The sequence below is a fragment of the Mesorhizobium zhangyense genome (assembly GCF_011045115.1).
GTDB classification, from domain to species: Bacteria; Pseudomonadota; Alphaproteobacteria; order Rhizobiales; family Rhizobiaceae; genus Mesorhizobium_M; species Mesorhizobium_M zhangyense.
This window is the reverse complement of sequence record NZ_JAAKZG010000006.1, coordinates 303,012-323,109: the sequence shown is the minus strand read 5'-3', so window position 1 is coordinate 323,109 and position 20,098 is coordinate 303,012. Positions and strand designations below refer to the sequence as shown.

The window sequence follows — 20,098 nt, the reverse complement described above, 5'->3', positions numbered from 1 at the left end:
AACCGGGCCGCGCATGACGCGCGACCCGGCCTGCTGCCTGAGCTTTATTTTGCCGGCTTGTACCAGCTGTCGAGGCCGTCCTGCAGCTTCTTGGCTGCAACGTCGGGCGTATCGGTGCCGTTGATGACGTTGGCCGATTCGACCCAGGTCTCGTTTTCGAGGTTCGGCGTGCCGCGCGACAGGATTTGATAGGTCGAGCGGATCGTCGGCTTGCACTTCTCGCGCCAGGACACGAATTCCTGCGCCAGCGGGTCTTCCATCTTCACCGGTGTCGAGGACAGGCTGAAGAAGCCCGGCAGCGCGTTCGCGTAGATGGTGGCGAACTCGGGCGAAGCGACCCAGGACAGGAATTTCTTCGCGGCCTCGGGGTTCTTGCTCTTGGCGTTCATGCCAATGCCGATGTCGTTATGGTCGGAGATGTAGCAGGTGTCGCCGGCCTTGCGCACCGGCGGCGGGAAGGCGCCCATCTTGAACTGGGCCTGCGTGTTGAACACCGAGATTTCCCACGAGCCGGCCGGATAGATCGCAGCGCGGCCGAGCGTGAACAGGTTCTGGCTGTCGGGGTAGCTCTGCGCCTCGAAGCCGTCGCCGAGATAGGGCTTCCACTTGGCAAGCGTTGCATAGGGCTCGACCCAATCCGGATCGGTCAGCTTCTGGTCGCCCTTGATGAGCGCCAGGCGACCTTCCTCACCCTTCCAGTAGGTCGGGCCGATGTTCTGGTAGCCCATGGTCGCGGCTTCCCAGAGATCCTTGGTGCCCATCGCCATCGGGACATAGGTGCCGTCGGCCTTGATCTTCTCAAGCGCTGCGAAGAATTCTTCCTCGGTTGCCGGCGGCTTGATGCCGAGCTTGTCGAAGGCTTCCTGGTTGTAGATGAAGCCGTGGATGACGGAGGCCATCGGCACGCAGAAGGTCGCCTTGCCGTCGTCGGTCGTCCAGGCAGACTTGGCGACGTCGGAGAAGTTTTCCATGCCGGGCAGGCTGGCGAGGTCGGCAAGCTGGCCCTTGTTGTAGAGTTCGAGCGAGGCGTCGAACGGGCGGCAGGTGATGAGGTCGCCGGCGGAACCGGCATCGAGCTTGGCGTTCAGCGCGGCGTTGTACTCGGTCGGCGCGGATGGCGCGAAGGTGACCTTGACGCCGGGGTTTGCCTTTTCGAAGGCGGGGATCAGCTTTTCCTGCCAGATGGCAAGATCGTCATTGCGCCAGCTTTCGACGGTAAGCGCGGCGTCCTGGGCGGCAGCGAACCCGGCCGAGCCGAGGATGCTGGTTGCCATCAGAAGCGTGGTTAGTGCCGTACGTTTCATTTTGGTTCTCCCTGTTGACCTGTTCAGGTTCGATTTTGATGAGAGCCCTCGCCCTCCTCCATTCTCGACAAGGCGGGCGAAATCTCGGCTCGCATTTTCGAGCAGTCTCAATGCTGCGCCGGCATTCGAATGCCGGTGGCAGGCAGGATCGCGTCCACGTCGGAGAAGAACTGATGCATGATCGCAGGCGGCTGCACTTGCAACGCGCCGGCCCTTTCGTGCACCATTCCGGTACGCGCTTCGACCATCAAATCTCCTCCCTGGATCGACAATACCAAAAAAATACCACTTGTCCAGCCGCGTTAACATTTTTGCTGGCTGCCGCAAGGTGAGGTCAGTAAAACGATTTAAATTCAATGATTTCGCAATTGCGACCCGGTGAAAAGAAATTAACCCTTGGCTATTGGTATTTTATTGGTATCATAGTCATTGAGGAGACTTCACAGTGAATCTGGTGCTCGGAATAGATGGCGGCGGCACAAGCTGCAGGGCCGCATTGGCGACGGCTTCCGGCGATGTCGTCGGCCGCGGCAAGAGCGGCCCGGCCAACATCATGACCGATCTGGACGGCGCCCGCCACAACATCGTCGAGGCGGCGCGGCTGGCCTTCGTCGAGGCGAGCATGGACCCCGGCCTCATCCCGGATACGTCTGCGGTACTCGGTCTCGCCGGCACCAATGTGGGCGGCTACAAGCAGCAGCTCGAGGCGATCCTGCCCTTCCGCCGCAGCTTCGTCGAAAGCGACGCGCTGATCGCCATGAACGGCGCGCTCGGCGACCATGACGGCGCCATCGCCATCATCGGCACCGGCTCTATCTTCATGTCGCGCAAGGGCAGCGCCATGCAGACCATCGGCGGCTGGGGTTTTCTGCTCGGCGATCTCGGCGGCGGGGCGCGCATCGGTCGCGACCTGCTGCAGGAAACGCTGCTCGCCCATGACGACATCCGCCCCGGCTCGGCGCTGACGCAGGCCGTGATGGAGAAATTCGCCGGCGATCCGCGCGACATCGTCAAGTTCGGCGCGGCTTCAAAACCGGCCGATTTTGGCACTTTCGCGCCGATGGTGTTCGACCATGCCGGCAAGGGCGACCCGGTTGCCGCGCGCGTGCTCCAGCGCGCCGTCGGCGATCTCGAGGAAGCGCTGGATGCGCTGAAGCTCGAGCCCGGCCAGCGGCTTTGCCTGCTCGGCGGGCTCGCCGGCCTCGTCGCGCCCTATATGTCGGCCCGCTATCAGGCGATGCTGCATACGCCGCTGCAGGATGCGCTGGGCGGCGCCGTGACGATGGCGGCGCGGCTGTTCGGCAATGCCGGAGCGCCTGCCCATGCCTGACGTCGCGGAACAGATTTTCTCGACCGTGAAGGCCTCGGCGCGCAACGGCGCGCCGCTCTACCTGCAACTGAAGAAGAGTATCGAGGACGCGGTGCAGCGCGGCGTCATCGGACCGGGCGATGCCTTGCCGTCCGAGCGCGATATCGCAGTGAAGGCTGATGTATCGCGCGTGACCGTGCGCAAGGCGGTGCAGGATCTGGTCAAGGGCGGCATTCTGGTGCAGCGCCACGGCTCCGGCACCTTCGTTGCGCCGCGCGTCGAGCGTGTCGAACAATCGCTGTCGCGGCTGACCTCGTTCACCGAGGACATGGCGCGGCGCGGCATGGCGGTCACGTCGACATGGCTCGATCGCGGCGTCTATCCACCGTCGCCCGACGAAATCATGGTGCTCGGCCTGTCGGCCAAGGAACTGGTCGCCCGCATCAGCCGCCTGCGCATCGCCAACGACACGCCGCTGGCGATCGAACGCGCTTCGCTTTCGGCGACCGTTCTGCCGGACCCGACCGCCATCGGCTCCTCGCTCTATGCGGTGCTGGAGCGCACGGGAAACCGTCCCGTTCGCGCCGTGCAGCGGATTTCCGCAGCCAATCTCGGCGACGCCGACGCAAAACTGCTCGACGTGCCGCCCGGTTCGGCCAGCTTGAACATCGAGCGGATTTCCTATCTGGCGACCGGCAAGGTCATCGAATTCACCCGCTCCATCTATCGCGGCGACGCCTACGACTTCGTCGCCGAACTGCGCCTGGCGGGTTCGGAATAGCATCTCGGAGACTGTAATTGACTGACACCACCCATATGCGGCGCGAAATCGTCGAAATACCCGACGCCGTGGCACGACTGCTCGACGGTTCGGGGCAGGCGCTGACCGAAGCCGGCCGCGACATCAGGGAGCGCGACCCGCGCTTCATCGTCACCGTCGCGCGCGGCTCTTCCGACCACGCTGCCTCGTTTCTCAAATATGCCATCGAACTCACCGCTGGTCTCGCCGTCGCTTCGGTTGGTCCCTCGGTTGCCTCGATCTATGGCGCGAAACTTCGCCTCGCCGGTTCCGCCTGCCTGGCAATCTCGCAGTCCGGCAAGAGCCCGGACATCGTCGCCATGGCCGACGCCGCCCGCAAGGCCGGTTCGCTGACAATTGCACTGACCAACACGCCGGACTCGCCACTGGCAAAAGCGTCCGACCACACGATCGACATTCTGGCCGGCGTCGAAAAGAGCGTTGCGGCGACCAAGACCTTCATGAATTCGGCTGTCGCCGGGCTGGCGTTGATGGCGCATTGCACCAATGACGACGCGCTGATGAATGCGCTGCGCGACCTGCCGGTGCATCTGGCAAAGGCGGTCGATTGCGACTGGATGGAACTGGCCGCAGCACTTGCCGATGAAAGCTCGCTGTTCATTCTCGGCCGCGGCCCGTCCTTCGCCATCGCCAACGAGGCGGCGCTGAAGTTCAAGGAAACCTGCGCCATGCATGCCGAATCCTACAGCGCGGCCGAGGTCATGCACGGCCCGCTGGCACTGGTGCGCCCCGGCTTTCCGGTGCTGGCGCTGGCGGCGCGGGATGCTTCCGAGCCGTCCATGGCCGATGTCGTCGGCCAGCTTGCCGAAAAACGCGCGGCGGTCTTCATGACATCGGAAAAAGCAGGTAAGGCAACGCGCCTGCCCTATGTCGCCACCGGCCACCCGCTGACCGACCCGCTGGCGCTGATCGTTTCCTTCTACGGCTTCGTCGAGGCCTTCGCCCGCCATCGCGGGCTGAACCCCGACGAACCGAGAAACCTGAGAAAAGTGACCGAGACCCTATGACCGACAGTTTTGCCATCGCCGGCGCACGCATTTTCGACGGACAGGCGTGGCATGAAGACTCCGCGCTTATCGTTCGCGACGGCAGTGTCGAGCGCATCGTGCCGCGCGGCAGCCTGCCTGCTGGCATCCGGCTGATCGAACTCGAAGGCGGCATGCTTGCGCCTGGTTTCATCGACCTTCAGGTCAATGGCGGCGGCGGGGTGATGCTGAATGACGGCCCCAGCGTGGAGGCGATCCGCACCATCTGCGCGGCCCACGTGCCTTTCGGCACCACGGCGCTGCTGCCGACGCTGATTACCGACACGCCGGAAATCACCGAGGCAGCAATTGCCGCCGGTGCGCAGGCAGCGTTGCAGAAAGTGCCGGGCTTCCTCGGCCTTCATCTCGAAGGCCCGCATCTTTCCAAGGCCCGCAAGGGGGCGCATGACCCGGCGCTGATCAGGCCGATGACGGACGGGGACGAAACCCGGCTGATCGCGGCACGCGAAAAAATGCCGGTGCTTCTGACCACGGTCGCGCCCGAATCGGTCGATGAACGCCGCGTTGCCGGGCTTACGAGTGCCGGCGTCATCGTCAGCCTCGGCCATTCCGACACCAGCTACTTGACGGCGCAATCCATGGCTGCCGCCGGCGCTACCATGGTCACGCATCTGTTCAACGCGATGAGCCAGATCGGCAATCGCGAACCGGGTCTCGCCGGCGCTACGATCGACACCGGCACGCTGTCGGCCGGATTGATCGCCGACGGCATCCATGTCGACCCCGCGACCATCAAAATTGCGCTGCGCGCCAAGCAGGGACCGGCGCGGATATTCCTCGTCACCGACGCCATGGCGACCATCGGCACAGACATGAAGTCATTCACGCTGAACGGCCGAACGATCCGCCGCGAGAATGGCCGGCTGACACTGGAGGACGGCACGCTGGCGGGCGCCGATCTCGACATGATTTCGGCGGTGCGTTTCATGCACGAGACCATCGGACTTGAGCTCGACGAGGCGCTGCGCATGGCCTCGCTTTACCCGGCCCAGAGTGTCGGGCAGGCCCATCGCCTCGGCCATCTCGGCGAAGGCACTGCCGCCAGCATCGTGCATCTGTCGGACGCGCTGGATGTGGAAGGCGTGTGGATCGAGGGCGAGAAGGTTTTCGGCGGCGCTTTCCCTCCCCGGTGAGGCGCGGTCGCCAAGGGCGGCAAATCGATAAATCGTTGTCGATTGGCCTGCTTTGATGGTTCTGCGCCCTTCCCTTTGCTCGTGCTGCGACCCGAGGATGACGAACTGGGTGTTTGGCTCTCGCTAATCGCCAACGCCTGAGATTGGCGGCAAGCCTAAATGCAATTCGTCATTCTCGACCTCGTGAGCGAGGAACGAGCGGAGAGTGTCGGGAATCCATGCCGGAATGGAGAAGAGCGTCGGCGGTGCAGAATTTAATACGAACAGAAACCGAGCCGTATTTGACGAGGCGCGGACCAATCGAGCCTACGCGGACTTCGCTCGCCTTAGGGACGACGACACCACGGACGTAACCGCCAGCTATCGATGCTTAAGCTTGCCGCCCAAGATTTTCGGAGGAAACGGGAAAAGCGAGCGACACCCGCCGCCCGCCAAAAACTCAGCCGACGAAAGCGCGTTCGACGACGAAGGTCGAGGGGTGGCTGAGGGAGCCTTCGTCGAAGCCGAGGCTTTCGGCGAGTTCCTTGACGTCCTTCAGCATATGCATCGAGCCGCAGATCATGATGCGGTCGGTTTCCGGGTTCAGCTTTTCGATGCCGAGATCGGAATAGAACTTGCCCGAGCCGATCAGCGCCGTGATGCGGCCCATGTGGGAGGATTCTTCGCGCGTCGTCGTCGAATAGAGCGTGACGCGGCCATGGGTGAGTTCGCCGATCAGCGGATCGTTCTCCAGCCCTTCGACCAGCTCCTTGCCATAGGCAAGCTCGGCCACATCGCGGCAGGTGTGGGTGAGGATGACCTGATCGAACTTTTCATAAGTGTCGGGATCGCGCAGCAGGCTGGCGAAGGGGGCCACGCCGGTGCCGGTCGAGATCATGAACAGGCGCTTGGCCGGGGTCAGCGCGTCGACCACCAGCGTGCCTGTCGACTTCTGGCGCATAAGCACGGTGTCGCCGGGCTGGATCTTCTGGAGATGCGAGGTCAGCGGGCCGTCCGGCACCTTGATCGAGAAGAATTCCAGTTCCTCGTCCCAGGCTGGGCTGGCGACCGAATAGGCGCGGAACACCGGCTTCTCGGCATTGGGCAGGCCGATCATGACGAACTCGCCCGAGCGGAAGCGCAGCGACTGCGGCCGGGTGATGCGGAAGGAGAACAGCCGGTCGGTATAGTGCTTGACCGAGACAACGGTCTCGGCGTGAACATTGGCCGGAATCGGGAAATCGAGCGGCTTGGCGCCGACGGTATTCAGGGCAGTCGCGGTGTTCATCGAAACCAAACCTTGTGCCTGCGGCGGCGCAAAAACATCGCCTTGCGAACCATGGCCTGACTGCCCGGCGCGCCACCACAAATCCCGAAACGGTATACTCTTGTGTCCGAAATTTATTAGTATACAAACGATATTGACGTCAAGATAGCGACGTGAAACACCTTTCCAATCTACTTCCCATCCTTAGGCCGTACATTTCGGGTTTCGAGCATGGTTGAGAATTATTCCTCAAATGCCGGAAGTGTGGTCGCCGGTATCGATGTCGGCGGGACCTTTACCGACCTGCTGATGATCGATGGCAGAAGCGGTGGCCGGGTGCACATCGCCAAGACGCCGACCACCGTCCACAACCAGGCTTTCGGCGTGGTTTCGGCCCTTGCCGACACCGGCTTTCCCATTCCCGAGATCGACCTGATCGTGCATGGCACGACCACCACCACCAATGCCGTGCTGGAGCGGCGGCTAGCGCGCACCGGCATGATCACCACGCGCGGCTTTCGCGACGTGATCGAGCTTGGCCGACGCACGCGGCCGCAGGCCTACGGCATGACAGGCGTGTTCGTGCCGGTCATTCCGCGCGACTTGCGGCTTGAAGTGTCGGAGCGCGTCGAGGCGTCCGGCGCGGTGCGGATCCCGCTCGACGAGGCTGAGATGCGAGAGGCCGTGCGGCGGCTGATCGAGGCCGGCTGCGAATCCCTCGTCATCCATTTTTTGCACGCCTACGCAAATCCAGAGCACGAGAAACGTGCAGCCGAGATCGCGAGGGAAAGCTGGCCGAACGGCTACATCACCACCGGCCACGCGCTGCTTTCGGAGGCGCGCGAATTCGAGCGCGGCGTGACAGCTGCCGTCAACGCCTCGGTGCAGCCGATCCTCGAGCGCTATGTCGAGCGGCTGCGCACGGAGCTGGAAGCGCGCGGCTATGGCCGCGATTTCCTGATCATGAACGGCAATGGCGGCATGATCTCGGCCCGCTTCGTCACACGTGAATCAGCCAAGACGGTGATGTCCGGTCCGGCCTCCGGCGTGATCGCGGCGGCATATACCGGCAAGCGCGCCGGCTATGAAAACCTCGTCACCTACGACATGGGCGGCACCTCGACCGACGTGGCGCTGATCCAGAACGCCGAGCCGGCGGTGTCGAACGAAACCGAGATCGAATATGCGATGCCGATCCATGTGCCGATGGTGGCGGTGCACACCGTGGGCGCCGGCGGGGGCTCGATCGCGCGCGTCGATGCGTCGGGACTGATCCAGGTCGGGCCGGAAAGTGCAGGGGCCAATCCCGGTCCGATCTGCTACGGGCGCGGCGGCACGGAACCGACTATCACCGACGCCAATCTTGTGCTGGGGCGGCTCGACCCGAAAAAGCTGCTGGCGGTGGAAAACCCGGTAACGGTCGAGCATGTGCGCGCGATCTTTGCTGACAAGATCGGGCGCGCGACCGGCCTTGACGGTGTGGCTGCGGCGGGTGCCGTCCTGCGGCTCGGCAACATGAAGATGGCGGGCGCGATCCGCATGGTTTCGGTGGCGCGCGGCCACGACCCGCGCGACTTCGCGCTGTTCGCTTTCGGCGGTGCAGGGCCCTTGCACGCAACAGCGCTTGCTCGCGAACTCGGCCTGCCGAAAGTGCTGGTGCCGGCGCGACCGGGCATCACCAATGCGCTCGGCTGCGTCGTTGCCGACCTGCGCCACGATTTCGTCAACACCGTCAACCAGCCGGTGGCGAGCGTGGACGAGGCCCGTATTGCGGAAATCCTGGAAAGGCATCGCGAGGAGGGTGCGGCGCTGATCGCCAAGGAGGCCGTGAAGCCGGAAAGCATTCGGGTGACGCATTCGGCCGACATGCAGTTCGTTGGCCAGACCCATATTCTCAACGTACCGCTGCCGTCGGCGCAAGTGGACCGCGCCACGCTGCAGAGCCTGTTTGAAAAAGCCTATTTTGCCCGCTTCAAGGTCGAGCTTCCGGAGATCCGCGCCAATCTCGTCAACCTCAACACCTCGGTCACCGGCGTGCGTCCGGCAGTCGATCTTTCGCGGCTGATCGACCCGGCGGGGCGGGCCGCGACATTGGAAGGCGCGCTGCGCGAGACGCGGCCGGTCTGGTATGATGGCGCATGGCACGACACGCCGGTCTACGCCCGCGAAAAGCTGCCGCTGGATGCTGAGATCGAGGGGCCGGCCATACTGGAGCAGATGGACGCGACGACGGTGCTGGAGCCTGGTGATAAGGCGCGGTCGGATGCGGATGGGAATATTGTGATCGAGGTGGGGAAGTTATGAAGCGGAACCCCCTCTTCGTCGCGCTTCGCGCGCCACCTCTCCCCCTTACAGGGGGCGAGGAACCCAAGCCTTGGCAGGTTCGAGAAAACGTTGCGGCAGCGGTTCCTCGCCCCCATGAAATGCGGGAGAGGTGGCGCGCGAAGCGCGACGGAGAGGGGGTGCTTGCCCCATCCTTGTTGTACTCGGCCGGAGCCTGATCATGTCGCTCGACGCCATCACCCTTTCCGTCATCCAGGCAGCGCTCCAACAAACCTGCGACGAGATGGACCTGACCTTCAGCCGTGCCGCCTTCTCGCCGGTCATCGCCGAGGCCAATGACCGTTCCGACGGCATCTATTCGGCCGAGGACGGCTCGCTGATCGCGCAGGGTTCGCAGGGCCTGCCGGTGTTCGTCGGCGTCATGCAGTATTCGACGCGCACGATCATCGAGATGATCCGCGACGGCAGATGCGCAGCCCCGGAAGAGGGCGACATCTATATCGTCAATGATCCTTATCTCGGCGGCACGCATCTGATGGATGTGCGCTTCGCCATGCCGGTGTGGCGCGGGGGCAAGATCTTCTGCTGGCTCTCCAACACCGGCCACTGGCCCGACATCGGCGGCTCGGTGCCGGGTGGGTTTTCGGCCTCGGCGACGGCGGTGGAGCAGGAGGGTCTGCGCCTGCCGCCGGTAAAACTGTTCAAGAAGAAGATGCTCGATCAGGAGATCTATTCGATCATCTGCTCCAACATCCGCGTTGCCGACCAGCGCATCGGCGATATTCGCGCCCAGGCAGCAGCGCTTTATGTCGGACAGGATCGGCTGTTTGCGATCCTGGATCGTTACGGTGACGAAACGGTGGTCGAGTCCATTGCCGAGCTGCGCAGGCGCGCTGCAGAGCAGATGCGCGCGTATATCGCGCCGATCCCGGATGGCACCTACCGCTCGAAGGCCTTCGTCGATTCCGACGGCGTGGTCGACCAGCCGCTGACGATCGCGCTGGCGATCGAGAAGAACGGCGATACGCTGACCTTCGATTTCGAGGGATCGAGCCCACCCTGCATCGGCCCGATGAACAGCGTGCTGGCGACAACCTTGTCGTCCGTCTATCTCGCCATGCGCCACATTTTCCCCGACGTGCCGATCAGCGCCGGGGCCTTCGAGCCGCTGGAGGTGAAGCGGCCGGAGGGAACGTTCCTCGACGCCAGATACCCGCGCCCGGTTTCCGGCTGTGCGGCAGAGGTGTCGCAGCGCATCGCCGAGGCGGTGTTTGCCGCCATGGTGCAGGCAGTGCCCGAAAAAGTGACGGCAGCACCCGCCGGCTCCAGCGGTAATTTCGCACTCGGCGGCAGCGACCCGGTGCGGGGCAGGGACTACGTCATGTACCAGATCTCCGGCGGCGGCTATGGCGGCAATCTTTCCCATGATGGCCTTTCCAATGGCTGCTCGACCATCGGCATTTCGAAATCGCCGCCGGTGGAAATCATGGAACAGGCCTATCCCGTGCTCTACCGCCACTATGCACTGCGCGAAGGCTCGGGCGGTGCGGGCGAGCATCGTGGCGGCTTCGGGCTGGCCTATGAGGTGGAACTGCTGCGCGGCGAGGCGCGCGCATCGTTCGTCATGGACCATGGCCGCGTCGGGCCGCAGGGCGCGCGCGGCGGCAGCGATGGCGCGGTCAATTCGGTGACTGTTTATCGTGGCGGCGAGGCGCATGTGCCGCCGCATCTGTCGAAGGAGCAGGACATTCCGCTGAAGGCCGGCGACCGCGTGCAGGTCGGCACGCCCGGCGGTGGCGGCTATGGCGATCCCTTCAGGCGCGATCCTGAACTGGTGCTGCGCGATGTCCGGCTTGGCTACTACACCGCCAAGCAGGCAGCGGCGATGTTCGGCGTTGCGGTGGTGGCAGATACGATCGACCGGGAGGCGACGCAGGAACTGCGGGAAACACCCGCTGCCTGACTTATCCTTGGCGGGGCACTGTCCCAAAAATCATAGCGAGCGTCGCATCCTTGCAGGCCCTGTTTCCTGTGTGGGATAAAATTCCCCGATAATCATAATGAGGGGAATTCAAGAATGCGCTGTCTTGTGCTTGCTGCTTCCGCCTTTGCGCTCATGCTCGGTTCTGCCGCCGCCGAAGGCGGAAAATTGAAGCTCGGCACCGAGGGCGCCTACCCGCCCTTCAACTACGCCACCGCCGACGGCAAGCTTGCCGGCTTCGATATAGATATCGGCAATGCGCTCTGCGAAGAAATGAAGGTCGAATGCGAATTCGTCGTCCAGGATTTCGACGGTTCGATTCCCGCACTTCAGGCCGGAAAATTCGACGCCATCATCAACATCACCATCACGCCGGAGCGGGCGGAGAAGGTCGATTTCACCCACAAATACTACCAGACGCCGCCGGCCATCGCCGTGCCGAAGGATTCGCCGCTTACAGGCGCCACGCCGGAAGACCTCAAAGGCAAGGTGCTGGGCGTGCAGAACGCCACCATTCACGCCAACTTCGCCGAGAAGGAATATGCCGGCTCCGAGGTCAAGTCCTACCCGACCGGCGATGATGCCCGCGCCGACATGGCCAATGGCCGCGTCGATGCGGTGATGGACGGCTCGATCATCCTGACCGAATGGCTGAAGACCGATGCCGGCGCCTGCTGCAAGCTGCTCGGCACGCTGACGCCCGACCCGGCTGTGCATGGCCCCGGTGTCGGCATCGCGCTGCAGAAGGGCAACAAGGAATTGACCGAAAAGCTGGACGCCGCAATCGACGCGCTGCGCGCCAACGGCAAATACAAGGAAATCAACGACCGGTATTTTTCCTTCGACGTCTACGGTGGCTAGAAGGCTAAATCTTCTGCGCCGTCTTCATGCCCTTCAGATGCGTGCATTTGATCTTCACATATTCGCCGGGACGCTGCCTGGCGAATGAGGTCGACGCGATCAGCGCCTGGCCCTGCATGCCGCAGGAAATGGCGCTGGCCGTTTGCGGGCCGCTGATGACGTCGAGGGCGGTTTCCATCTGGCAGTCGACCGGGGAAACATTGACCGAACAAACGAGGATCATGATCTGGAGCATGCATTCACGCCTTTCCGTGAAACGGTTGCTCCTCCCAGGGTTCTTACTCAGCCTATGCTGATTTTGTTGCGTTGCAACATAAAATATCGCACTGCAGCACACGCAAGTGTCGCATGCACCATACAGCGCATTAGCTATCTCTAATCTGGGCGCGGCGCTTTCAAAAATCGATTCCGATCTTTGGGGTATGCCTCAGCCTTTCGCGTGTCTGCAAGCGGCTCAAGCCATCTTGGCCAGCAGCTTCAGGAAGGTGCCGATTTCCTTCGGCGTCAGCGGCGCAAGCGTTTCCTCGGTTATTTTCTGCGCTAGGGGTATCAGCCGCTCCACCATGGCGCGGCCCTCCACCGTCAGGCTGACCAGCAGCCGGCGCTTGTCGACCTCGTGCCTGGAAAGCTCGACCAGCCCGCGCGCCTTCAGCCGGTCGATCACGCCCTTGACGGTCGCCGCATCCATGGCGATCAGCGTGCCGAGCTGGTTCTGCGAGGTCTCGCCGACGTCATGCAGCTTGGCGAGTGCCGCGAATTGCGGCGGCGTCAGGTCGCCGATATGCGCGGCAAAGATGGAGACATGGCGCTGATGCGCCTTGCGCAGGATGAAGCCGACCTGCTCCTGCAGATGATATTCGCCTTCTGTCTCGTCGGCTTCGACAAGCTTCAGGAGATTGTCTTCCCCGGTCATCGCTGCCCGTCCCAGACCTTGATGTCCTTGGCCTCAAGCCCGCCCATGCGGCTATGAATACGCGGACCGCAGGCCATGGCAAGGCAGAACAGGATTTCGTCCGGCCGTGGGCCGTCGGCGATGCCGACCTCCATGGCGTCGAAATGGCTGCGCACATAGGCGGCGTTGGTGTGGCCAAGCGGCAAGTCGAGGCGAGAGCCGAAAGCACCGACCTTCATCGCCGACGGCACGATGGCCTTCGCCTGGCCGAGCCGTTCGCGCATGGCATAGCCGCCCGGCACATGCCACAGCGCGCCATGCTCGATCTCGCCGGCGGTGCCGACGATGGCGCCCTTGCCGTAGCCGTCGATGGCCTTGATGTCGCGGCCCAGCGCCTCGATCATCCTGTCGGTCAGGAGCAGGCCGAGTGGCTTCAGATCGTCCATCGCGTTCTGCAGTTCCTCGGCATAGCGACCGGCGAAAGGGTTCTTCACGACGGCCAGCCCGGCCACGCGCCGGCGCGGTTCCTGGGAGACAGGGCCGCCCTCGTGAAAAATCTCTTCGGTCAGAATGGCGATCTTACGGATCGGGAATTCAGGCATGGTGGATGTCTTTCGATGTTTGTCGGGTGTGGCGATCGGGCAGTGTTTGCGGTCGTCCGGCAGGGTAGGGAGGGGCAACGTGGCGCGTCGATACTTCAGGATGAACTTCCCCGCAGAGGCGACTATCGCCACCCAGAAACAGCGCCGCCGCTTCGATCAATCCGCCGCGGCGAAAGTCTTCCGCAACATCAAGGCCGCGCGCAAGCGCAGCTTCCACCTCGGCAGAGTTGAGCGTCCCAACATCCACCGTCACAAGCCGGCCGCCAAGATCGCTGTCGGGAGCAAGCTCCCGCGCCGGTCGCCGCTCGATCGCGACATGCCCCGGCAAGTCGACTGCATTCGCGATCAGCGTCGCAGCCGCATCGGCTTCCGCCGCCGTGCGCGCCAGAACAGTCACCGCATCGGCGATGCCGAGCGAATGGCTGCGCCCGCGCCAGCCGGAGGTGGCGATGCCGCCTATCCCGTCTTCTGCGCAAATGGTGATGCGGTCGGCAAAGCCGTGGCCGGTACCGGCGATGGCCAGCGTCATCGTTTCGCCCGGGGCGAGATGCAGTGCAATGTCGCCGCCATTGTTGATATAGGCCTTTTGCAGCCTCCGCCCCGCAAGCATCGCGGCAAGGATTTCCTCGGCCACCGAGCCGGCGACGGCGGCCATCGGCGTGATGAAATTTTTCTCGGCAAGGCGGCTGACGGCGGCCTCCATGCGCCGGGCTACCGGGCTGGCAAAGGCGCGCGGCTGTGTGCTTGCAGGCCGGCGCAGCTCCGGCAGTTCGGCGACGAGTTCGGTCAGCACCGTCTGGAACCGAGAGACGGCCTGTTCATACGCGGCGCGCACCTCGGCCGCCTCACCAAACGCCTCGACGATCAGGTCGATCGGACCGTGATTGAGGTGAAGGCGCTTGCCGTCCACCAGCCAGGATGCCTGCGGACCGTTCATCGATCCGGGCTTTCGCCGGCGAGGCGCAGTTGCGCCAGCGGCGGCCATGGATTGTCAGTCGGCGCGTCTTTGCGGCCGCGGGCATTGAAATATTCGCCGCCCTTGGCGAGGACATCGTCGACGCTGCGGATTTCATCGGCATAGCCGCCAAGGCGAAGATAGTCGTCGCGCCGCAGCGTGAATTCGATCGGCGCGACGAGAGCTGGCGTCGGCACATAGCCGAAGGCGTTTTCCGGCACGCGCATGACATCGACCATCAGCGTGATGCCGCCGCCGGGCCAGACATAGACCGGCGCGCCACCGACCGTGACATAGGTTTTCAGGCCCTGCACCGAGCGGGTCAGGTTGACCGGATTTTCCACCACACCGGCGCGTAAGCTACCGCCGGCACCGCCGACGAACAGCACTGTGCACAGCGCCGGCTCGCAATTGTCCTCGATCAGCCCGACCGATTTGCGCAGCCGCTCGGGGAACGGTTTTTCGACTGGTTTCAAATCGTCGTTCAGTTCGAAATAGGCGAACTGCTCGCCGGTGGTCGAGACCATCAGCAGCGACAGGCCGGACCGCGCGCCCTTCTTCGGGTTCCATTCGCCGAGGATCGACAACGGGTCGGAAATCGTCGTGCCGCCCCAGCCGAGGCCGGGTTCCGAGACCTTGAAATAGCGGCCGGGCGTCGAGCGGCGGCCGAGGATTTTTATGCCCGTGTCCTCCCAGCCCAGCACCTTGCCGGCCTGATGCTCGGAGACGACGCCGGTGATGTGGTCGTCGACCACCACAACCTCGTCGACCAGCCCGCGCCACTGCGTGGCAAACATGCCGATGGTGGCCGAGCCGCAGCCGACGCGCATGCGGTGCTCGGCCTGGCCGTCGATCACCGGGGCCTTGCCGGCTTCGACAATGACGGTTGCGCCGCCGTCGATGGCAAGCTCCACCGGCTTGCGGTTGCAGAGGTCGAGCATGGTGGCGCAGGTGACGCGGCCTTCCGATTTGGAGCCGCCGGTCAGGTGGTGCACGCCGCCGAGCGATAGCATCTGCGAGCCATATTCGCCGGTGGTGACATGGCCGACCGCCTCGCCCTCGGCCCGCACAATCGCCGTTTCAGGGCCGAGGAAACGATCGGTGTCGATCTTTATCTTCACGCCGCAATAGGAAAAAATACCCTCAGTGACGACCGTCACCAGATCGACGCCCTCGACCTCCTGGCTGACGATGAAGGGGGCAGGCTTGTAGTCTGGATAGGTGGTGCCTGCGCCGATCGCCGTGACGAAGCGGCGGCCGCTATTGACCAGCTCGCCATTCCATTCTTCGCCTTCGCCAGCAAAGGGCACCACCGCGCCGCCGGTCCCGGCGCTGTGCTCGAGGATGGTCAACGGGTCGCAGCGCACGATGCGCCCGCCTGTATTACCGTAGCGGTCACACGCGCCGGTGCGACCCTCGGCGATGTAGCACATGACCGGGCAGGCATCGCAGCGGATCTTTTCCGCCACCTGCTTTTCGCCGGGATCATGGGTGTCGAAGCGTTCGGCAAGCTCGCTCATGGCGCGATGTTCCCGATTGTCGATAGACCCCCACCCCTAGCCCCTCCCCACAAGGGGGAGGGGGACTTTGTTGGGCTGCCGGCTGCCAGCAGATCACGAGTGAGATCGGCCTCGATATTCCCCTCCCCCTTGTGGGGAAGGGTTAGGGGTGGGGGTGCATCGCAGCGGTTGGATAAGACTTTCATGTCTCGGCCTCTGCCTCCCGGATCGCCGCGCGTATCCGGCTCGGCGTCGCCGGCACCTTGGTCACCAGAACGCCCGTTGCATGGCGGATGGCGTTGAGGATGGCCGGCGCGGTCGGGATCAGCACGTGCTCGCCCAAACCCTTGGCGCCAAACGGTCCTTCCGGGTCCGGAACTTCCACCAGGATGGTTTCGATCGGCGGCACGTCGCCGATGGTCGGGATGAGGTAGTCGTGCAGGTTCTCGGTGCGGCCGGGGATGTATTCCTCCATCAGCGCCATGCCGATGCCCTGGGCAATGCCGCCTTCGATCTGGCCTTCGACGAGCAGTGGGTTGATGGCGCGGCCGACATCGTGTGCGGCGGTGATCTTGATCAGCTTGACCGTGCCGAGCTTGAGGTCGACTTCGAGCTCGGCGATCTGCGCGCCATAGCCATATTGGGCGTAGGGCGTGCCCTGGCCTTTTTCGTCCAAGGGGAGCGTCGGCGGATCGTAGGTCTCCTGCGCGCCGAACACAAAACCGTCAGCGTCCGCGGGAAGGCTGGCGAGATCGATGCGGCGGGTGGCCTCGCCCTCGCGGATGACGAGTACCGCACCATCGAATTGCAGCGTCGCGCGCTCGGAAACATTGGCGAAACGCAGGATCTTTTCGCGCAAGCTCCGGCCCGACTTCTCCGCCGCCTTGCCCGAGACGAAGGTCTGGCGCGAGGCGGAGGTCTTGCCGGCGTCGGGCGTGATCGCGGTGTCGGCGCTGCGCAGCACGACCAGCGACAGCGGCACGCCGAGCGCATCGGCGGCGATCTGCGAGATCACGGTGTTGGAGCCCTGGCCGATATCGACAGCGCCCTGATGCAGCACGACCTTGCCGGCGGGCGAAATGCCGATCTTGATCGTCGAGGGGTTGGGCAGGGAAGTGTTGCCGCAGCCATACCAGCAGGAAGCAACGCCGACGCCGCGTTTTTTCGCGTCGTTTCCGGCGTTGAAGTTTTCGGCGTCGGCCAGCGCACGCGCCCAATGCAGCTTCAGGGCTTCGAGGCAATCGGCGATGCCGACGCCAGCCTTGAGGATCTGCCCCGTCACTGTTTCGGAACCGTTCCGAAGCGCATTTTTCAGGCGAAAATCCAGCCGATCCATGCCGAGTTTTTCCGCCAGCGCGTCGTAGAGTGTCTCCTGCATGATGGTCGCCTGCGGCACGCCGAAGCCGCGAAACGCGCCGGCAATCGGGCCGTTGGTGTGGATGGCGCGGCCAAGGGCGCGATAGTTCGGCGTGGCATAGGGGCCGGAAGCGTGGACGGGCACGCGGTTGGCCACCGTTGGGCCCCAACTCGCATAGGCACCGGTGTTGAAATCGCCGAAAAACACCATGCCGGTGACGCGGCCCTCGGCATTCGCGCCGATGGTCGCCTTCATCGAGGCGGGATGGCGTTTCGTGGTCGACATCATGGATTCGTTGCGGCTGTAGGCAAGGGCTGCCGGCCGGCCGGTCTTCATCGCGACGAGGCCGATCAGCGGCTGCAGCGACACGTCCAGTTTGGAGCCGAAACCGCCGCCGGTCGCAGTCGGCACGATGCGCACTTTTTCCGGCGCAAGGCCGAGCACTTTCGCCGTGTCGTCGCGGTCCATAAACGGCGCCTGCGTGCAGGCGGTGACGACCAATGTGTCGCCGTCCATGTACGCGAAACCGGCTTCCGGCTCGATATAGGCGTGCTCGACGAAGGAGGTTTCGATCTCGCCGGACACGGTATGCGCTGCCTTGGCGAGTGCAGCCTCCGGGTCGCCCCGTTCGACAAAACCTTGGGTGAGCAGATTGTGTTCGCGGTTCGGGTGGATCAGGTGCGCATGCTCCGCCTGCGCCTCGCAGGGCTGAAGCATGTGCGGCAGTTCGGTCCAGATGATGGGGAATTTCGTCAGGTCGAGCGAGGCGATTGCCTCCCGCTCGCCGGCAACCAGCGCCACCGCCTCGCCACGAAAGCGCGCGGTGGTCTCGGCAAGCGCGGGCTGGTCGGCAAAGGGCGGGATGACACCAAAGCAGTTTTTGCCGGGAATGTCCGCCGCCGTGAAGATCCCGACGATGCCGGGTTTTTTTGCCTTGTAGGCTTCGAGATCGCCGAAGGCGAAAGCAGCGTGGTAGTGTGGCGAGCGAATGACGGCGACGGCAAGTGCGTCGGCGGGAAAGCTGTCGCCGCCGAATTTTTCGGCCCCGGTTACCTTGGGGATGCCGTCGAGACGGATGGGGGAGGAACCGACGGCGTGGCCGGTTTCGGGGAGACGGCGGTTGAGGGTGCGCGGAAGCGCAATGTCTGCGGTAGCCTTCTGCGATGGCGCGCTCCGTGCACCACCCCCCTCTGGCCTGCCGGCCATCTCCCCCGCAAGGGGGGAGATCAGCAGCTCTGCGGTTTCACCCCCTCCTGCAATGTCGAAGATTGGCGAGGAGGCCGATGACCGAGTAATCTCCCCCCTTGCGGGGGAGATGGCCGGCAGGCCAGAGGGGGGTGGTTCAGAATCAGGTGAGGCGGGAATGAATCCCCCAGCCCCCATCACCGCCGCCACGATCTTCCGATACCCGGTGCAGCGGCAAAGAATGCCGCCGAGCGCATCCTGTACCTCCATCTCGGTTGGGTGCGGGTTCCTGTCCAGCAGCGCGGTGCCTGCCACCAGCAGCGCCGGCGTGCAGATGCCGCATTGGGCGGCGCCATGTTCGAGGAACGACGCCTGCAGCGCCGAGAGCTTTCCGTTGGCAAGCCCCTCGACGGTGCGCACGGACGCGCCCGCAACCGACGCCGCCGGCACGAGGCAGGCGCAGACCGGTTCGCCGTCGATGAGCACCGTGCAGGCGCCGCAATCGCCGGCATCGCAGCCGACCTTGGTGCCGGTCAGGCACAACTCGTCACGCAGCAGTGAGGACAGGCGCTGGACCGGCGGCGTCGAGACGGCGACGGCGGCGCCATTGACCTCGAAGGCGATGTCGATGCGCCCGGTGCTCATGCAGCCACCTTCGTCAGAGGATGGTGACCGGAAGCCGCAAGCACGGCGCGGGTAACGATTTCGCGCGCCGCCTCGCGCCGGTATTCGGCAGTGCCGCGCACGTCGTCGATGGGAGCGAGTTCGGGGAGCGACGTGGCAGCGACTGTCTCCGCCAGCGCCGGGCCAATGGGCAGGCCGCGCAAGGCGGCTTCAAGGCCGGTCAGCCGTTTGGCGACGAGCGAGCAGGAGCCGACCGCAACCGCTGCTTCCGCGACGATGCCGTCTTCCACGACGATGCGGGCGGCGGCCATGGCGATGGAGATGACGAGATAACGGCGCGCGCCGAGTTTTACGAAGGCGCTGGTGCCGGCAGTCGCGGATTTCGGGATGCGGATCGCCGTCACCATCTCGCCCGGCTGCAAGGCAGTGCGGCGGTTACCGAGAATGAAGTCCTCGAGCGGCAGGTGGCGCGTTAAACTGGCTGAGCGCAGTTCGACTTCCGCACCCAGCGTGAGCAATGGCGGCACGCCATCGGCGGCCGGCGAGGCGTTGCACAGATTGCCGGCGATGGATGCACGGTTCTGGATCTGCACCGAGCCGACTTCGCGTGCCGCAAGCTTCAGCCCGTCAAAGGCGGCGGGCAGGTCGCGTCGAATGATATCGGTCCAGGTCGTGCGCGCGCCGACGACGATATGCGAGCCAACCTCTGCTATGCCGCGAAGCTCGGATAGCCCATTGATATCAAGAACATTTTCGCTGAGCGGCCTGTTGCCGAGCGCCGGGTAAAAGTCCGTGCCGCCGGCCAGAATGCGCCATGGCCCATCGCTAAGCAGCGCCAGCGCCTCATCGACATTTTTGGGTTTCGCGTAACGGATCACGCAATGCCTCCCGGCGTGGCCGGCGCTCGAAAATTCATTCGCATGCAAATGATATCAAGGTCGCGGAAATTGTCAAAGCGGAGTTTGTAAGCCGTCGTACCGTGCCCGGAATTCGAGCTTTCA

17 protein-coding genes are annotated in these 20,098 nt (G+C 64.0%); 7 read left to right on the top strand and 10 right to left on the bottom strand.

Annotated features, from left to right (window positions below; translation table 11 throughout):
• Positions 1-44: 44 nt before the first annotated feature.
• Complete coding sequence (locus G6N74_RS17175) at positions 45-1,304, bottom strand: ABC transporter substrate-binding protein (RefSeq protein ID WP_165119155.1); 1,260 nt, start codon at positions 1,302-1,304, stop codon at positions 45-47.
• A gap of 107 nt (positions 1,305-1,411) precedes the next feature.
• Positions 1,412-1,552, bottom strand: a complete 141-nt coding sequence (locus tag G6N74_RS17170) for a hypothetical protein (RefSeq protein ID WP_165119154.1) — start codon at positions 1,550-1,552, stop codon at positions 1,412-1,414.
• 197 nt (positions 1,553-1,749) lie between these two features.
• Between G6N74_RS17170 and G6N74_RS17165 the strand changes: the two genes are divergently transcribed.
• From G6N74_RS17165 to nagA, 4 genes are read left to right on the top strand one after another with little or no spacing between them, the layout of a single operon-like run.
• Positions 1,750-2,634 (top strand): glucosamine kinase nucleotide-binding domain-containing protein, encoded by an 885-nt coding sequence (locus G6N74_RS17165; protein ID WP_165119153.1) that lies wholly within the window; start codon positions 1,750-1,752, stop codon positions 2,632-2,634.
• Entirely contained in the window at positions 2,627-3,394 is a 768-nt protein-coding gene (locus G6N74_RS17160) for a GntR family transcriptional regulator (protein WP_165119152.1), read from the top strand. The genes G6N74_RS17165 and G6N74_RS17160 overlap by 8 nt, the downstream gene beginning before the upstream one ends.
• 35 nt (positions 3,395-3,429) lie before the next feature.
• Positions 3,430-4,440, top strand: a complete 1,011-nt coding sequence (locus tag G6N74_RS17155) for an SIS domain-containing protein (protein ID WP_165119235.1) — start codon at positions 3,430-3,432, stop codon at positions 4,438-4,440.
• Positions 4,437-5,612: an N-acetylglucosamine-6-phosphate deacetylase gene (gene nagA, locus G6N74_RS17150; protein ID WP_165119151.1), complete on the top strand. Its 1,176-nt coding sequence runs from the start codon at positions 4,437-4,439 to the stop codon at positions 5,610-5,612. Before G6N74_RS17155 ends, nagA begins: the two co-directional genes overlap by 4 nt.
• 439 nt (positions 5,613-6,051) lie before the next feature.
• Here the strand turns inward: nagA and G6N74_RS17145 are convergent, their stop codons facing one another.
• Entirely contained in the window at positions 6,052-6,879 is an 828-nt protein-coding gene (locus G6N74_RS17145; RefSeq protein WP_165119150.1) for a ferredoxin--NADP reductase, read from the bottom strand.
• Positions 6,880-7,089: 210 nt separating this feature from the next.
• Between G6N74_RS17145 and G6N74_RS17140 the strand changes: the two genes are divergently transcribed.
• From G6N74_RS17140 to G6N74_RS17130, 3 genes are all read left to right on the top strand, one after another.
• Positions 7,090-9,162 carry a hydantoinase/oxoprolinase family protein gene (locus tag G6N74_RS17140; protein ID WP_165119149.1) on the top strand — a complete coding sequence of 691 codons (2,073 nt, stop codon included), beginning with the start codon at positions 7,090-7,092 and terminating at the stop codon, positions 9,160-9,162.
• Between the two features lie 199 nt (positions 9,163-9,361).
• The gene (locus G6N74_RS17135; RefSeq protein ID WP_165119148.1) at positions 9,362-11,104 is read left to right on the top strand and encodes a hydantoinase B/oxoprolinase family protein; all 1,743 of its coding nucleotides are present in this window, start codon (positions 9,362-9,364) and stop codon (positions 11,102-11,104) included.
• A gap of 114 nt (positions 11,105-11,218) precedes the next feature.
• Positions 11,219-11,983, top strand: coding sequence for an ABC transporter substrate-binding protein (locus G6N74_RS17130; RefSeq protein ID WP_165119147.1), 765 nt, complete (start codon positions 11,219-11,221; stop codon positions 11,981-11,983).
• Positions 11,984-11,987: 4 nt separating this feature from the next.
• On the opposite strand, the gene G6N74_RS17125 is transcribed toward G6N74_RS17130, so the two are convergent.
• The 7 genes from G6N74_RS17125 to G6N74_RS17095 form a co-directional block, all read right to left on the bottom strand.
• Complete coding sequence (locus G6N74_RS17125; RefSeq protein ID WP_165119146.1) at positions 11,988-12,218, bottom strand: hypothetical protein; 231 nt, start codon at positions 12,216-12,218, stop codon at positions 11,988-11,990.
• A 219-nt stretch (positions 12,219-12,437) separates the two neighbouring features.
• Positions 12,438-12,896, bottom strand: coding sequence for a MarR family winged helix-turn-helix transcriptional regulator (locus G6N74_RS17120; protein WP_165119145.1), 459 nt, complete (start codon positions 12,894-12,896; stop codon positions 12,438-12,440).
• Positions 12,893-13,477 carry an amino acid synthesis family protein gene (locus G6N74_RS17115; protein WP_165119144.1) on the bottom strand — a complete coding sequence of 195 codons (585 nt, stop codon included), beginning with the start codon at positions 13,475-13,477 and terminating at the stop codon, positions 12,893-12,895. Before G6N74_RS17115 ends, G6N74_RS17120 begins: the two co-directional genes overlap by 4 nt.
• Positions 13,470-14,414: a UPF0280 family protein gene (locus G6N74_RS17110; protein WP_165119143.1), complete on the bottom strand. Its 945-nt coding sequence runs from the start codon at positions 14,412-14,414 to the stop codon at positions 13,470-13,472. Before G6N74_RS17110 ends, G6N74_RS17115 begins: the two co-directional genes overlap by 8 nt.
• Positions 14,411-15,952, bottom strand: a complete 1,542-nt coding sequence (locus tag G6N74_RS17105) for a 6-hydroxynicotinate reductase (RefSeq protein WP_165119142.1) — start codon at positions 15,950-15,952, stop codon at positions 14,411-14,413. The genes G6N74_RS17110 and G6N74_RS17105 overlap by 4 nt, the downstream gene beginning before the upstream one ends.
• A gap of 181 nt (positions 15,953-16,133) precedes the next feature.
• Positions 16,134-19,118, bottom strand: a complete 2,985-nt coding sequence (locus G6N74_RS17100; protein ID WP_165119141.1) for a molybdopterin-dependent oxidoreductase — start codon at positions 19,116-19,118, stop codon at positions 16,134-16,136.
• On the bottom strand, positions 19,115-19,975 hold the full coding sequence (locus G6N74_RS17095; protein WP_165119140.1) for an FAD binding domain-containing protein: 861 nt from the start codon (positions 19,973-19,975) through the stop codon (positions 19,115-19,117). The genes G6N74_RS17100 and G6N74_RS17095 overlap by 4 nt, the downstream gene beginning before the upstream one ends.
• Between the last annotated feature and the right edge of the window lie 123 nt (positions 19,976-20,098).